Below are 15,725 nucleotides of genomic sequence, written 5' to 3' on the forward strand. Positions count from 1 at the left end.
TCGTTGTCGTTTGCATCAGAAACGAAGAAAGAACTAACGAGTATTGAAGTGAAGCCTTGTTGTTTAAAGGCGGAGTTATCGGCTTTAATTCGAATGAACGGTTCCATTTCATTTTCAAACCGGCGTTTATTGTTAAATATTCAAACAGAAAATGCTGCAATCGCAAGGCGTATTTATACGTTATTAAAAAAAGGATACAACGTAGCAGTCGAGTTACTTGTGCGTAAAAAGATGCGCTTAAAGAAAAATAATGTATATATCGTGCGTGTTGTCGAAGGAACATCTGAATTGTTATCGGATTTAAAAATTATGGAAGAAGGATTTTCGTTTGTCCGTTCCATTTCACCGGGGCTTGTTCAAAAAAAATGTTGCAAGCGTTCGTATTTGCGCGGAGCTTTTTTGGCGGGGGGATCTATCAACAATCCAGAAACATCGTCTTATCATTTAGAAATCTTCTCTCTATATCGTGAACATAACGAATCGCTTTGTGAACTGATGAACACGAACTTTCATTTACATGCGCGCACACTCGAGCGAAAAAAAGGGTTTATTACGTATTTAAAAGAGGCAGAGAAAATAGCGGAGTTTTTAAGCATTATCGGAGCGCATCAAGCGCTACTCCGCTTTGAAGATGTGCGCATCGTGCGCGATATGCGCAACTCCGTCAATCGTCTTGTTAATTGCGAAACGGCGAACTTAAACAAAACGATTGGAGCGGCTTTACGTCAAGTCGAAAATATTCGTTATATTGACGAGACGATTGGACTTGATCAACTCCCAGAAAAACTTCGTGAAATTGCAAAATTGCGCATCGAATATCAAGACGTGACATTAAAAGAGCTTGGAGAAATGGTTTCAGGGGGGAAAATTAGCAAATCTGGCATTAACCATCGTCTGCGCAAACTGGATGAAATTGCTGAACGACTTCGTGCCGGCCAGCCGATTGATTTTCATAAATCTTTATAAACTATGGGAGGAATGCATGATGGTAGAAAAACAAGTGGAAGTACGGTTAAAAACAGGATTGCAAGCGCGTCCAGCTGCGTTGTTTGTTCAAGAAGCGAACCGCTTTTCAGCTGATATTTATATTGAAAAAGACGGTAAAAAAGTGAATGCGAAAAGCATTATGGGATTGATGAGTTTAGCGATCCATTCAGGAGCCGTCATTACCATTTATGCAAACGGATCCGATGAGCAAGAAGCGTTAAATAAGCTTGTTCAATATGTTGAGCAAGAATCATAATAAAACAAGGCGGGGGAACCGCCTTGTTTTATTTTTCATCAACGCGCGTTAATACGCGGTCAATTAAACCGTATTCTTTTGCCTTTTCTGCTGTCATAAAGTTATCACGATCTGTATCGCGCTCGATCACTTCGATCGGTTGCCCTGTATTTTCAGATAAGATGCGGTTTAATTTGTCGCGCAAGAATAAAATGCGTTTCGCTGCAATTTCAATTTCTGTTGCTTGACCTTGCACGCCACCGAGTGGTTGGTGAATCATGATCTCACTATTTGGCAATGCGAAACGTTTTCCTTTAGCGCCGGCCGCAAGTAAAAACGCTCCCATAGAAGCTGCCATACCGATACAAATCGTTGATACGTCTGGCTTAATAAATTGCATCGTATCATAAATCGCCATGCCCGCTGTAATCGAACCACCAGGACTGTTAATGTAAAGAGAAATGTCTTTTTCAGGATCCTCGGCTGCTAAAAATAAAAGCTGAGATACGATTGAGTTTGCTACATGATCGTCAATCGGACTTCCTAAAATAATAATGCGGTCTTTTAATAAGCGAGAGTAAATGTCATATGCGCGTTCTCCACGGCTCGTCTGTTCAATAACTGTAGGAATTAAGTTCATGCTCTTCCTCCTCCGATAGATCGTTTTTTATGTACTTTTATCATACAAAAAAGGTCAATAAAGGTCAAATGAAATGCCTTTTATTTATATGTATTCGCGTTTTTTCTTCTGCATCCCTTCTTTCATCGTTTCCGCTTTTTGAAATTTTAAACGTCACCGCTATTGCATTTTTTTTTCGTCTTCACTATAATGGTAAGTGCATTTATTATTATGCCCTCGTAGTGTAGTGGATAGCACGAGAGATTCCGGTTCTCTTAGCGTGGGTTCGAATCCTGCCGAGGGCGTCAGTCACCCCCTGCTTACATAGCAAGCAGGGGGTTTTTACTTTATTACATAAAAAAATAAAGTCCGGTGAGCCACACCGGACGAATGGATGAATTTTGCGAGGCTTGCTCGCTTGTTCTATAAGAATGATAACATGCCGTCGGTGCATATGCATAGTAGAAAAAACATCCAATATGTTTTTATCGTCTCTCCCTAAAAGAGATGATAAAATGAGGATGAAGGGAGATGGCATGAATGGAGATGCAATTAACGCAAAGGCAAGAGCTAAAAGTTGCGTTGACAAAAGAGCTTGTACAGGCGATTGAATTGTTGCAATATTCGACGCTAGAGTTACAATCGCTTTTACATGAGCAGGCGCTTGAAAATCCATTTATCGAGCTACGCGAACGAAAACGAACGGTTAATAAGCGACGAGAACGAACGGATCAGAAACATTATATCGAAAATGTAAGCGTTTTTAATCGTTCACTCGCTTCTCATTTGCATGCCCAACTTGTCGGAATGTATATATGTGACAAAGAGAGAAGAGCACTTGATTATTTAATTGCGTCACTTGATGAATATGGTTATTTGCATACAACAATTGCAGAGGCGGCTTGCCATCTTCAAATAGAAGAAACGATCGTGTCGCGAGCGCTTCATATGTTACGCTCACTTGATCCTGCTGGGGTAGGAGCGGAAAATTTGCCGCATTGTCTATATTTACAACTCATTCGTCTTCCTCAAAGGGATGAGTTAGCAGAGACGATTGTGACGGAGTATTTTGAACCGTTTGTCAATAAAAAGTGGAAAGAAATAAAAGCGAAACTAGGGGTGGAGTTAGCGGATTTACAGCGAGTGTGGGAGCTTATTCGTACGCTTCATCCACGCCCAGGAAGTTTGTATAACGATGAACAAATGACGTACATTGTGCCTGATGTCATCGTGTCATATAGTAATGGGGCATGGAGTGTAACGATAAATGAAGACATCATTCCAACAATCGTATGGAATGAATCGTACGAACGAAAAGTACAGACGGATGATCCGCGTGTTCAAAAATATATTGAAGAAAAAAGACAACAGTTTCTTTGGATTCAACGTTGTTTAACTCAGCGAGCCACGACGATTGAGCAAATTGCATGTGAGCTCGTTTATCGACAACGCGATTATTTTGAGAAAGGTTCGCTCCATATGAAGCCACTTACGATGCGCGAAGTTGCAACGGCGCTAAACATTCATGAATCGACTGTCAGTCGCGCAGTGAAGAATAAATATATGCAAACCCCCCACGGTTTAATTGACATGCGTCGCTTTTTTACAAGCGGTGTGGATGAACATGCGTCCCAAGAAAAAGTAAAAAGCTTAATTGCGGAATTAATTAAGCAAGAAAATGGGCAAAAACCTCTTTCTGATCAAAACATTGCTGATTTACTCGAGCAACGCTACAATATTTGTGTAGCGCGGCGAACGGTTGCGAAATATCGTGAACAACTTCATATTCCGCCAGCTTCGAAACGAAAGCAATATGCATGAAGGGGACAAAACATGAAAGTCGTCGTATATTCGAAAGAAAACTGCTGTCTTTGCGATGAAGCCAAATCTATCCTTCGCGAGTTACAAGTGGAGTGGGAAGAAGTCGATATTTATAAAGATGAGCGATTACTCGAACAGTACCATCTTATGATTCCTGTCATTGAAATCGATGGACATATCGTTGCGTACGGTCGCATTCACAAAGATGTCATAAGAAAGCGATTACAACAAATGCGAAGCAGTTGAATAACGTTTCACTTCCTGTTACAATAAAGTTGTAGCAGGGGTGAATTTTTTTAGATCAAGTGGGACACAATATGACATAGTGGGACTTAAAACGTCCAGATAGAGAAAAAAGTGAGTAAAAAGGAAGAATAAGTCATGCGACAATGGATTGATGTTCAACGAAAATTGTTGCCTGATCTTCTCGCTATTATGCAAAAACGATACGAAATTTTGCAACATATTCGCCTAATGCAACCGATCGGGCGCCGAACGTTATCACTAAACTTAGGTATTAGCGAGCGTGTCTTGCGATCGGAAGTGCAGTTTTTAAAAGAACAAAACTTAGTTGATATTACAGCTGCAGGCATGAGTGTCACTTCAGAAGGAAACGATGTACTCATGCAACTCGAAGATATGATGCGAGAAGTGTTAGGGCTAAAAGAGTTGGAAAGAAAAATAAAAAAGAAGCTTCCTGTCGAAGACGTCATTGTTGTCGTTGGTGATAGCGATCAGTCTCCTTGGGTGAAAAGAGAGATGGGAAGAGCTTGTGTCTCACGTATAAAGCACTCACTAAAAGGAAATGACATTGTGGCAGTAACTGGTGGAACAACCCTTGCTGCGGTTGCTGAAATGATGACACCTGATGTCAAATACCGCGATGTACTATTTGTTCCAGCGCGCGGTGGACTTGGAGAAGATGTAACAAATCAAGCAAACACAATTTGTGCGCGCATGGCGGAAAAAGCGATGGGACATTATCGCTTGTTACATGTTCCTGATCAATTAAGTGCTGAAACGTATCAATCAATTATTGAAGAGCCTGCCATTAAAGAAGTGCTTGAATTAATTAAGTCATCAACGATCGTCATTCACGGTATAGGTGACGCGAAAACGATGGCGGAGCGAAGAAAAACTCCTCCAGAAGAAATGACAAAAATTGAACAAAGCAAAGCAGTAGCTGAAGCATTTGGATATTATTTTAATCAACATGGAGAAGTTGTTCATAAAGTAAATACAGTCGGTATTCAACTGGAAGACGTGCGCCACGTTCCTTGTGTCATTGCAGTCGCAGGAGGCGCTTCGAAAGCAAAAGCAATTCAAGCGTATATGAAACAGGCAAATCGGTGCATCTTAATTACAGATGAAGGTGCAGCAAAACAGTTAGTACGGGATAATTCATCCCTCTAAAATATATTCCTACAATTCCAAAGGAGGACAAAAACGATGGCAGTAAAAATTGGTATTAACGGTTTTGGTCGTATCGGCCGTAACGTATTTCGCGCAGCATTAAAAAATCCTGAAATTGAAGTAGTTGCAGTTAACGACTTAACAGATGCAAAAACGTTAGCACATCTTTTGAAATATGACTCTGTTCACGGCACTTTAGATGCAGAAGTTAAAGTAAATGGTAATAACATCGTTGTCAACGGCAAAGAAATTATTGTAAAAGCAGAGCGCGACCCAGCAAACTTAGGGTGGGGCGAGCTTGGTGTCGATATCGTTGTTGAATCAACAGGACGTTTCACAAAACGCGAAGACGCAGCGAAACATTTAGAAGCAGGTGCGAAGAAAGTGATCATTTCTGCACCAGCAACAAATGAAGACATTACGATCGTGATGGGCGTAAACCAAGACAAATATGACCCAGCAAACCATCATGTCATTTCAAACGCATCTTGTACAACAAACTGCTTAGCGCCATTTGCGAAAGTACTACATGAAAAATTCGGTATTATCCGTGGTATGATGACAACTGTTCACGCGTATACAAACGACCAACAAATTCTTGACTTACCACACAAAGATTTACGTCGTGCACGCGCAGCAGCAGAATCGATCATCCCAACATCAACAGGTGCAGCAAAAGCGGTAGCACTTGTATTGCCTGAATTAAAAGGAAAATTAAATGGTATGGCGATGCGCGTACCAACACCAAACGTATCTGTTGTTGACCTTGTTGCTGAACTTGAAAAAGAAGTCACTGTTGAAGAAGTAAACGCAGCGTTAAAAGCAGCGGCAGAAGGTGAATTAAAAGGCATTCTTGCTTACAGCGAAGAGCCATTAGTTTCTCGTGACTACAACGGTTCAACAGCTTCTTCAACAATCGATGCGCTTTCAACAATGGTCATGGAAGGTCGCATGGTGAAAGTTCTTTCTTGGTACGACAACGAAACAGGATATTCTCATCGTGTTGTTGATCTTGCTGCATACATTGCATCAAAAGGTTTATAATTTTTTGGATTGTTTGCCCAAAACGGTTTATAATAAATAGTTGGACATACCGAGAAGGGGAGCGGGGATCATCCCCACTCCCCTTCTATGTATCACACGAATAAGGAGGCCTTTCCATGAACAAAAAAACCGTCCGTGACATCGATGTAAAAGGAAAACGTGTATTTTGCCGCGTCGATTTCAACGTACCAATGCAAAACGGTGTCGTAACTGACGATACGCGTATTCGCGCCGCGCTTCCAACAATCCAATATTTAATGGAGCAAGGGGCAAGAGTTATTTTAGCGAGCCATCTTGGTCGCCCGAAAGGAAAAGTCGTTGAAGAGATGCGCTTAAATGCTGTGGCAGAACGTCTGAGCGAACTGCTCGGCAAACGTGTCGTGAAAACAGATGAAGCGTATGGCGATGCGGTGAAAGCTGCGATTGCCGAAATGAATGAAGGCGATGTGTTGTTGCTTGAAAACGTACGCTTCTACCCTGGAGAAGAGAAAAATGACCCAGAATTAGCGAAAGCATTTGCAGAACTTGCTGATGTATATGTCAACGATGCGTTCGGTGCAGCACACCGTGCACATGCATCGACAGAAGGTATTGCCCATCACTTGCCTGCGGTAGCTGGGTTTTTAATGGAAAAAGAAATTGAAGTGTTAGGAAAGGCGTTATCGAACCCAGACCGTCCGTTCACGGCAATCATTGGTGGCGCAAAAGTAAAAGATAAAATTGGCGTCATCGAAAACTTACTAGACAAAGTCGATAATTTAATTATTGGTGGCGGATTAGCGTACACATTTGTGAAAGCGCTCGGTCATGAAATCGGAAAATCTCTATTAGAAGAAGATAAAATTGAATTAGCGAAATCGTTCATGGAAAAAGCGAAAGAAAAAGGCGTCAACTTCTACATGCCTGTGGATGCAGTCGTAGCTGACGATTTTTCAAACGATGCGAACAAAAAAGTAGTCAATATCGACGAAATTCCAAGTGATTGGGAAGGACTTGATATCGGTCCGAAAACACGCGAATTGTATCGCGACGTCATTTTAAAATCAAAACTTGTTATTTGGAACGGTCCAATGGGCGTATTCGAAATGGATGCGTTTGCTGAAGGAACAAAAGCTGTCGCACAAGCGCTTGCTGATGCGAAAGATACGTATACGGTCATCGGTGGCGGTGATTCAGCAGCGGCGGTTGAAAAATTTGGACTTGCAGACAAAATGGATCATATTTCTACAGGTGGCGGGGCGTCGCTTGAATTTATGGAAGGTAAACAACTTCCAGGTGTCGTTGCTTTAAATGACAAGTAAGAAAGGAGCGAAAAGCGATGCGAAAGCCGATTATTGCAGGAAACTGGAAAATGCATAAAACGTTAAAAGAGGCGCTTCAATTTGTAGAAGAAGTGAAACATGCTGTTCCTTCCAACGACCAAGTGGACACGGTCGTATGTGCCCCAGCGTTATTTTTAGCCCATTTAGTTGAGGCGACAAAAGGAACAAATGTAAAAATTGGTGCGCAAAACATGCATTTTGAAGAGCAAGGTGCTTTTACAGGCGAAATTAGCCCTGTTGCCTTAAAAGATCTCGGTGTGGAGTATGTTATCATCGGGCACTCCGAACGCCGTGAAATGTTTGCCGAAACAGATGAAACAGTCAACAAAAAAGTACTTGCGGCGTTTAAGCACGGACTTGTGCCAATCGTTTGTTGTGGAGAGACGTTAGAAGAACGCGAAAGCAACCGTACAAACGAAGTCGTTCGTGCACAAGTTGAAAAAGCGCTTGAAGGCTTAACGGAAGAACAAGTAAAGCAAGTCGTCATCGCCTATGAGCCAATTTGGGCGATTGGAACAGGAAAATCTTCCACAGCAGACGATGCAAACAACGTATGCGGCTACATTCGCCAGGTCATTGCGAACAAATTTTCACAAGAAGCGGCTAATGAGGTACGCATTCAATACGGTGGTAGCGTAAAACCGGAAAATATCGGTTCATTTTTAGCGGAAGAACATATTGACGGTGCTCTTGTTGGCGGTGCGAGCTTACAACCACAATCGTTTTTACAACTCGTGGAGGCAGGAAAATGAGCAAAAAACCAGTAGCATTAATTATTTTAGACGGCTTTGCTCTTCGTGAAGAAACGTTTGGCAACGCGGTCGCACAAGCGAAAAAGCCAAACTTTGATCGCTATTGGAATGAATACCCACATGCAACGTTAACCGCATGCGGGGAAGCCGTTGGCTTACCTGAAGGGCAAATGGGAAACTCTGAAGTCGGCCATTTAAACATCGGTGCTGGCCGTATTGTATACCAAAGTTTAACGCGTGTGAATATCGCTATTCGCGAAGGTGAGTTTGAGCGCAACGAAACATTTTTAGCAGCGATGGATCATGTGAAAGAACACGGAACAAATTTACACATTTTCGGTCTTCTTTCCGACGGTGGTGTGCATAGCCATATTAACCATTTATTCGCTTTACTCAAGCTCGCCGCAAAAGAAGGCGTAAAAAACGTGTACATTCATGGCTTTTTAGATGGACGTGACGTCGGTCCGCAAACAGCGAAAACGTACATTCAACAGTTAAATGAACAAATCGCACAAATCGGTGTCGGTGAGATCGCGACATTATCGGGTCGTTATTACTCGATGGATCGCGATAAGCGTTGGGAGCGTGTCGAAAAAGCATATCGTGCGATGGTATACGGCGAAGGTCCGCAGTATCGCGATCCGCTTGCGTGCATCGATGATTCGTACGCCAACGGCATTTACGATGAGTTCGTCTTGCCGTCTGTGATCGTCCGTGAAGACGGAACGCCAGTCGCAACAATTCAAGATAACGACGCGGTCATTTTCTACAATTTCCGTCCTGACCGTGCGATTCAAATTTCAAACACGTTTACAAACGATGATTTCCGTTCATTCGATCGTGGACCGAAACATCCGAAAAACTTATTTTTCGTATGCTTAACGCACTTTAGTGAAACAGTAAAAGGGTACGTGGCATTTAAGCCGACGAACCTTGATAATACGCTCGGTGAAGTATTGTCACAAAACGGGTTAAAACAATTGCGTATTGCCGAAACAGAAAAATATCCGCACGTTACATTCTTTATGAGCGGCGGACGTGAAGAAAAATTCCCTGGCGAAGAGCGCATTTTAATTGATTCGCCAAAAGTAGCCACATACGACTTAAAGCCAGAAATGAGCGCATACGAAGTAACAGAAGCGCTATTAAAAGAAATTGAAGCGGATAAATTCGATGCGATCATTTTAAACTATGCAAATCCGGACATGGTCGGTCATTCTGGAAAATTAGAACCGACGATTAAAGCGGTCGAAGCAGTCGACGAATGTTTAGGAAAAGTTGTCGATGCGATTATCGCCAAAGGCGGTATTGCGATTATTACTGCAGACCACGGAAATGCCGATGAAGTGTTAAATCCAGATGGCAGTCCGAATACGGCGCATACGACAAATCCGGTGCCTGTGATCGTGACGAAAAAAGGCATTACGCTTCGTCAAGATGGTATTTTAGGCGATTTAGCGCCAACGATGCTTGATTTACTTGGATTACAACAGCCAAAAGAAATGACAGGAAAAACGTTAATTCAAAAATAAACTAAAGGAGAGATGAACGATGCCAACAATTATTGACATTTATGCTCGTGAAGTATTAGACTCTCGCGGCAATCCGACAGTAGAAGTAGAAGTATACACAGAATCTGGTGCGTTCGGACGTGCACTTGTACCGAGCGGAGCGTCAACAGGTGAATACGAAGCAGTTGAATTGCGTGATGGTGACAAAGGCCGTTACCTCGGTAAAGGTGTATTACAAGCAGTGAAAAACGTAAACGAAGTCATTGCGCCAGCATTAATTGGTAGCTACGATGTAACAGAACAAGTTGCCATTGACCGTGCATTAATTGCACTAGACGGTACAGAAAATAAAGGGAAATTAGGTGCGAACGCTATTCTTGGCGTATCGATGGCTGTTGCACGCGCAGCTGCTGACTACTTAGGCATCCCTCTATATCAATATTTAGGCGGATTTAACGCAAAAACATTGCCAGTGCCAATGATGAACATTTTAAATGGCGGTGCGCATGCAGATAACAACGTCGACATTCAAGAATTTATGATTATGCCAGTTGGCGCACCGAACTTCCGTGAAGCGCTTCGCATGGGAGCAGAAATTTTCCATAGCTTAAAATCAGTATTAAAAGCAAAAGGTTACAACACAGCAGTTGGTGATGAAGGCGGATTTGCGCCAAACTTAAAATCAAACGAAGAAGCGCTTGAAACAATTATCGAAGCGATTGAAAAAGCAGGCTACAAACCAGGCACAGAAGTCATGCTTGCGATGGACGTGGCATCTTCTGAGCTATATAACAAAGAAACAGGCAAATACCATTTAGAAGGCGAAGGCGTTGTGAAAACGTCGGAAGAAATGGTTGCTTGGTATGAAGAGCTTGTCAACAAATATCCGATCATTTCGATCGAAGACGGCTTAGACGAAAATGACTGGGCTGGTCATAAGCTATTAACAGAACGTCTTGGCAAAAAAGTACAACTTGTTGGTGACGACTTGTTCGTAACGAACACGAAAAAATTAGCACAAGGTATCGAACAAGGTGTCGGTAACTCAATCTTAATTAAAGTGAACCAAATCGGTACGTTAACCGAAACATTTGAAGCGATTGAAATGGCAAAACGCGCAGGCTACACAGCTGTTATTTCTCACCGTTCTGGTGAAACAGAAGATAGCACAATCGCCGACATCGCCGTTGCAACAAACGCGGGTCAAATTAAAACAGGTGCGCCATCACGCACAGACCGCGTCGCGAAATACAACCAATTGCTTCGCATTGAAGACCAATTAGGCGAAACAGCAGTATACGATGGAATAAAAACATTCTACAACTTGAAGAAGTAAAAAATAAGGATGCCTTCGCATGGGGGCATCCTTTCTTTCAAGTTTTTCTTTTCTTTTGGATATACTGCGCTACAATGAAAATAAATACAAGAAGGAGTAGCACATCAATAACCCAATCGAGAGAGTATGTTTTTAAAAAATCTTTTGCAGTACTTTTTATGACTAATAGTAAAAATGGTATTATGTCAAGAAAATAGACACGTAAAATCGAGAAAAATTTTAAAACCCTACTACCGCACTTCGTTTGGTGGCCTCTTGAGAAGGAGAACGGTTTGGTAAACCCTTCCCCTTCTCAAGAGGAAAGATGCCCCTTATATCGTGACTTTGTGGAGAGAAGAGTTCACTGCTTTTTGCCTTGCTGATGCATCTTCTCATACGCCATCGGAGACATGTACTCATTAGCCGAATGAATTCACTCCGCATGATAAAAACACTCAATATATTCAAAAATCCGATGTTTGGCCTCTTCCCTTGTTGCAAAGGTCTCGTGAAAAATCAGTTCCTTTTTGAGGATGCTGTGAAACGATTCTGCACATGCGTGATCATAACAGTTTCCTTTTCGACTCATGCTGGTTTGCATTCCGTACTGTCGTAAGATGGCTTGATACTCGTTCGATGCATATTGGCTCCCTTGATCCGAATGGTGAATCAGACCTGGTTGGGGCTTTCTCTCGTCGATGGCTCGGTTTAATGCTTTGATCACTAACTCTTTTGTCATTCGCTCGGAAAGATGCCATCCTACAATTTTACGAGAAAACAAATCCATGACCGAAGCTAAATACAGCCATCCTTCTTTCGTCCAAATATACGTGATATCCGCCACCCATACTTGATTCGGCTCATCTGCTTCAAACTGCTGATTCAATAAGTTGGGATACACCGGCCAATGATGCTTCGAGTTTGTGGTTGCCTTATATTTTTTCTTTGTTTTTGAACGAATATCACCATCTTTCATGATTCTAGCAACCGTTTTTTGAGATACCTTAACCCCTTGTTTCTGAAGGATTTTTGTGATTTTTGGACTGCCATATGTTTCTCTTGAATCGATATGAATCTTTTTGATTTGCTTTTTCAGCGCTTCCTGTTTTTTCTTTTGTTGGCTCTTCGGTCGTTTGATCCAAGCATAGTATCCACTTCTCGAAACGCCTAAGACTTCACACATCTTTGCCACGCGAAACTCCTTTCTATGCGTATGAATGAATGTATAAATTACTTCTGGTTTTTGGCGAAGATGCTCATGGCCTTTTTTAAAATCGCGTTTTCCTCCTCAAGGTCACGGATGCGTTTTTGGAGTTCGCGCTTTTCTTGACCTTCTGGTTTGAGGTTTCCACTTCCGACAAAACTATGTTCTGCATCTTTTTATAATCTGCGACCCATTTATGAAGAGTTTTTGGCGAAATATCGAGTTGTCTTGCGGTTTGAGCGACCGCTTTTCCTTCCTCGACCACTAATTTTACTGCATGTATTTTGAATTCTTTATCAAAACGTCTTGTCATTATAGACACTCCTCATCATTGATAGATTTACTGTACATTTCTCTATTCGTTGTGTCTATAATCTAGACTAACATCACAAGAATTATAAGAAAGCCGGCGCATGGATTATAATTAAGGCAAGTTATTAAAGATATTTTGGGACACACACGTAGAGTGTGTCCCTCTTTGATCGTTTTAGGGGTGAAAAATATGAATCAATATGAGGAGACGGTTAGAAATTTAGTTAATAATTTTAATGAGCATAATATAGATATAGTTGCTCAAGATTTAGCTAAGATGGGAAGGGACATAATTACTATCTTACAAAAATACTTTTATAAAGTAGATCCTAATGGTAAGATTGGGATATTAGAAACATTGAAATTATTAAATGACAGTAGTGTAATCCCTTTTCTGAAAGCTATTCTTGAAGATGAGACAGAGATATTTTTTGTTAAAGCTTATGCAGAAAGTGTATTGGATTTTTTAGAGGGTAAAGAAACTCAATTAAAAAGAAAAATTCACAATTTATCTAAAAAAAGTGGCAAGGATTTAATCGCAGATATAGCTATGATAGGAACAATTGGCGATTACAATGCTATAAGAGAATTAGACAAAATCAAGACGGATAACAAAGAGGTACTGGAACAAATCAAGGTAGCAAAATTACAAATAATGTGTGGAATAGAAGAAATAATCAAGGAGTACAGAAAACCAGATTCCCGTTATTCTCATAAAGCATTAGCAGAGGCTATTTATCATTCATTTGATCATCCAGAAGCATCAAAAGTTATAATAGAAGATCTCTTTAGTGAGGAATTTGAGCGTATTTTTAGTGCCGTTACTCTACTTGCTTTCGCGGAAAAATTTCCTAAGGACAAAGTTACCAGGGATGTAGTAAATAAGTTCTTTGAAATTTTAACGGGTGATTTTAATACAACACTAAAGAATCATGCCATACTTGCAATAGGTAGATATGGAAATACTGATGATGCATCAAGGCTTGAAAGAATTGTTGAGGAAAAAAAGTATTTAACAAAAAAGAAATTTTGGAAATGGCTAAGTGAAAGCGCACTATTAGACGATATCAAAATCACAATAAAGAAATTGAAACGAAAGAAATAGACGATTCACACTCTAAATGAGCAACAAGGAAACATTGTGTTCCGTTACCAATATGATTCGTGGGGGAACATTCTTTCCCAGTTTGGCGCCTTGGCGGATGAAAACCCATACCGATATGCGGGATACCAATATGACCAAGAAACGGGTCTTTATTACCTGATTGCCCGGTACTACCGCCCAGAACAAGGTGTGTTCCTATCCTTGGATCCAGACCCAGGTGATGAGGACGATATCCTCACACAAAACGGCTATACGTACGCGAACAACAATCCGGTGATGTTGGTGGATTTGGATGGGCATTATGCTCATATTGTTATTATAGCTGGAGTGGGGGCTTATAGAGTTTATAAGATTTATAAGGTCTACAAGAAATATAGAAAGATTTCAAAAAAATATCATTCGAATAGTAAAAGAAATCCTGCGATACATCATGGATATGAAATTTATGATAAAAAAACTAATAAAGTAGTCAAAGTTGGTATTAGTGATGGAAGGATTTCTAAAAAGGGAAAATCATATCGCGCTGAAAGGCAAGTTAGAAAGTGGCATAAGCGATACAAGACAGATCGGTATGCTTCACGAATAGTAAAAACTAACATACGTGGTAGGTATAATGCACTGAGATGGAAAAAAAGGCATACGGAATACATTAGTAGAATTCAGCCTAACAACAAATTATCACCTCCATTTCACTATCGCCCATAAATTTAATAAAAGGAAGTGAAAAAATGACTGTTATAAGGGATATTCAACTTTCTATTCCAAGTGATATAAACTATTTTGATCATACTGTAATAGTTGACTATGATACTGGTGAGACAAGCCCCTTTACCGATTATAGGAAAAGCAAGTCCGCCATCTTTCATTATGAAACAAGATGTATTACATCACTTTATACTCGTCTTTTGCCCGAAATTCATACAGATGGGGAGAAGGGGGTTATCATTCAATGCGTACCGGATCTATCTAGATTAAGTGAGAAAGAGATGGGAATAGAAATGGTACCCGATTTTATTACTGTTTATGTGGAGATGGATTATAATCAATACTTCTCTCTTATGGATAACTTAGAAAAAAAGAAAATGACATTAGAGCTGGTACAACAAGGTGTAGAAAAGCTAGCTGATGAGCGTGGATGGGATAAGCAAATTTTTCGTGACATATACAACAAGATAAAAGAATTAAATTATAAAAATACATTTGTTTATAAGGAGAAGAGCAGTCCTAATCGTAAATATATATGCAGTATTGTCTGTGAACACGAAGTATCGCATGTGGATATATGTTTAGAAATAAAACGTAGAAACGGAAATAAGGTTCTAAGGAAAGAACGATTAGTGAGAGTAGATAGGCCACACGAATCTTTTTATTGGAGATATCTAGGTGAATTAACCTGGACATTAAACCATAAGGTGACATTTACGGATCACTTACATCATTTCGGTTGGATTGTGACTTTTTTAGAAAAAGAAAACGAGACACAGATGATCTGGGAGGTAAATAAAGTTTCTTATCTTTCTCCATAAACTCAATGAAAATCTGGGGATACTGTGACATTAATTAGGAAGCAGAAAATCATACTGTAAATTAGCAGGTTATTTCGGAATGTAATGTCCATTTTTTTACAAATCAAAACAGGTTTTTGCACGTTCATCCAGCAAAAGTCTGGGGGATTGTGTAAATTTCCTCCCTTCCGTTTACAGAAACACCTTTTGGTGGATTGACATGAAACCCCTGCGGACATGTTTTTAGCGAAAGGGGCGAGCAGGAACCGTTATTTCGCTAAGCAACAAGCCTATAATATGTCCGCCGCTCCGTGTGAAGCCTACGTTTTTTTTTTTTTTTGTAAGTATATTCCAATCCGAAGTCGTTTGTTAATGTGCAAAACAAATCATTTGCAAATTTACAAATGGCTCGGATCCCGAATGAAATCGATTTACAAAAATGGTAAGTGGATAGGATATAAAAGTAGGGACAAATCTAGGGTATTTATACACATCCAAATTGACACCTTAACCTCTGGTTCATGTAGTACACTCGGAGGCTTGTCACCTCTTCGTTTTGTTTGAGGCGTTGTGAATGTTA

General features: G+C 40.6%; 14 protein-coding genes, 1 tRNA gene and 1 pseudogene. 14 read left to right on the forward strand and 2 right to left on the reverse strand.

The features are described from left to right. The first annotated feature begins 3 nt into the window (after positions 1-3). Together whiA and HNR43_RS10865 are read left to right on the forward strand one after the other, a co-directional pair. Positions 4-966, forward strand: coding sequence for a DNA-binding protein WhiA (gene whiA, locus HNR43_RS10860; RefSeq protein ID WP_183243822.1), 963 nt, complete (start codon positions 4-6; stop codon positions 964-966). A gap of 19 nt (positions 967-985) precedes the next feature. Then, positions 986-1,243, forward strand: a complete 258-nt coding sequence (locus tag HNR43_RS10865; RefSeq protein WP_183243824.1) for an HPr family phosphocarrier protein — start codon at positions 986-988, stop codon at positions 1,241-1,243. Positions 1,244-1,271: 28 nt separating this feature from the next. Here the strand turns inward: HNR43_RS10865 and clpP are convergent, their stop codons facing one another. Then, on the reverse strand, positions 1,272-1,862 hold the full coding sequence (gene clpP, locus HNR43_RS10870; RefSeq protein WP_004892507.1) for an ATP-dependent Clp endopeptidase proteolytic subunit ClpP: 591 nt from the start codon (positions 1,860-1,862) through the stop codon (positions 1,272-1,274). A 212-nt stretch (positions 1,863-2,074) separates the two neighbouring features. Here clpP and HNR43_RS10875 point away from each other — a divergent pair. From HNR43_RS10875 to eno, 9 genes are all read left to right on the forward strand, one after another. After that, positions 2,075-2,146, forward strand: a tRNA-Arg gene (locus tag HNR43_RS10875). A 235-nt stretch (positions 2,147-2,381) separates the two neighbouring features. Further along, positions 2,382-3,662 carry an RNA polymerase factor sigma-54 gene (gene rpoN, locus HNR43_RS10880; RefSeq protein ID WP_183243826.1) on the forward strand — a complete coding sequence of 427 codons (1,281 nt, stop codon included), beginning with the start codon at positions 2,382-2,384 and terminating at the stop codon, positions 3,660-3,662. Positions 3,663-3,674: 12 nt separating this feature from the next. After that, entirely contained in the window at positions 3,675-3,908 is a 234-nt protein-coding gene (locus tag HNR43_RS10885) for a glutaredoxin family protein (protein WP_183243828.1), read from the forward strand. A 135-nt stretch (positions 3,909-4,043) separates the two neighbouring features. Next, a complete protein-coding gene (locus HNR43_RS10890; RefSeq protein WP_183243830.1) occupies positions 4,044-5,075 on the forward strand; it encodes a sugar-binding transcriptional regulator in 1,032 nt (343 codons plus the stop codon). 36 nt (positions 5,076-5,111) lie between these two features. Continuing rightward, on the forward strand, positions 5,112-6,119 hold the full coding sequence (gene gap / locus HNR43_RS10895) for a type I glyceraldehyde-3-phosphate dehydrogenase (RefSeq protein ID WP_183243832.1): 1,008 nt from the start codon (positions 5,112-5,114) through the stop codon (positions 6,117-6,119). A 116-nt stretch (positions 6,120-6,235) separates the two neighbouring features. Beyond that, positions 6,236-7,420 (forward strand): phosphoglycerate kinase, encoded by a 1,185-nt coding sequence (locus HNR43_RS10900; RefSeq protein WP_183243835.1) that lies wholly within the window; start codon positions 6,236-6,238, stop codon positions 7,418-7,420. Positions 7,421-7,437: 17 nt separating this feature from the next. Continuing rightward, positions 7,438-8,193, forward strand: coding sequence for a triose-phosphate isomerase (gene tpiA / locus HNR43_RS10905; RefSeq protein ID WP_183243837.1), 756 nt, complete (start codon positions 7,438-7,440; stop codon positions 8,191-8,193). Beyond that, positions 8,190-9,725, forward strand: coding sequence for a 2,3-bisphosphoglycerate-independent phosphoglycerate mutase (gpmI, locus tag HNR43_RS10910; RefSeq protein WP_183243839.1), 1,536 nt, complete (start codon positions 8,190-8,192; stop codon positions 9,723-9,725). Before tpiA ends, gpmI begins: the two co-directional genes overlap by 4 nt. Positions 9,726-9,744: 19 nt before the next feature. Beyond that, positions 9,745-11,040: a phosphopyruvate hydratase gene (gene eno, locus HNR43_RS10915; RefSeq protein ID WP_004892483.1), complete on the forward strand. Its 1,296-nt coding sequence runs from the start codon at positions 9,745-9,747 to the stop codon at positions 11,038-11,040. Positions 11,041-11,380: 340 nt separating this feature from the next. Here the strand turns inward: eno and HNR43_RS10920 are convergent. Then, positions 11,381-12,536, reverse strand: a pseudogene (locus HNR43_RS10920) (IS3 family transposase). Positions 12,537-12,725: 189 nt separating this feature from the next. Between HNR43_RS10920 and HNR43_RS10930 the strand changes: the two are divergent. Genes HNR43_RS10930 through HNR43_RS10940 form a run of 3 tightly spaced genes read left to right on the forward strand, consistent with a single transcriptional unit; the run spans position 12,726 to position 15,166 of the window. Then, complete coding sequence (locus HNR43_RS10930) at positions 12,726-13,640, forward strand: hypothetical protein (RefSeq protein ID WP_141603292.1); 915 nt, start codon at positions 12,726-12,728, stop codon at positions 13,638-13,640. 36 nt (positions 13,641-13,676) lie between these two features. Beyond that, positions 13,677-14,345, forward strand: coding sequence for an RHS repeat-associated core domain-containing protein (locus HNR43_RS14345; RefSeq protein ID WP_343055762.1), 669 nt, complete (start codon positions 13,677-13,679; stop codon positions 14,343-14,345). 23 nt (positions 14,346-14,368) lie between these two features. Further along, positions 14,369-15,166, forward strand: a complete 798-nt coding sequence (locus HNR43_RS10940; protein WP_183243841.1) for a hypothetical protein — start codon at positions 14,369-14,371, stop codon at positions 15,164-15,166. Positions 15,167-15,725 lie beyond the last annotated feature (559 nt).

Source organism: Anoxybacillus mongoliensis, assembly GCF_014201515.1.
In the GTDB taxonomy this organism is placed as follows: Bacteria; Bacillota; Bacilli; order Bacillales; family Anoxybacillaceae; genus Anoxybacillus; species Anoxybacillus mongoliensis.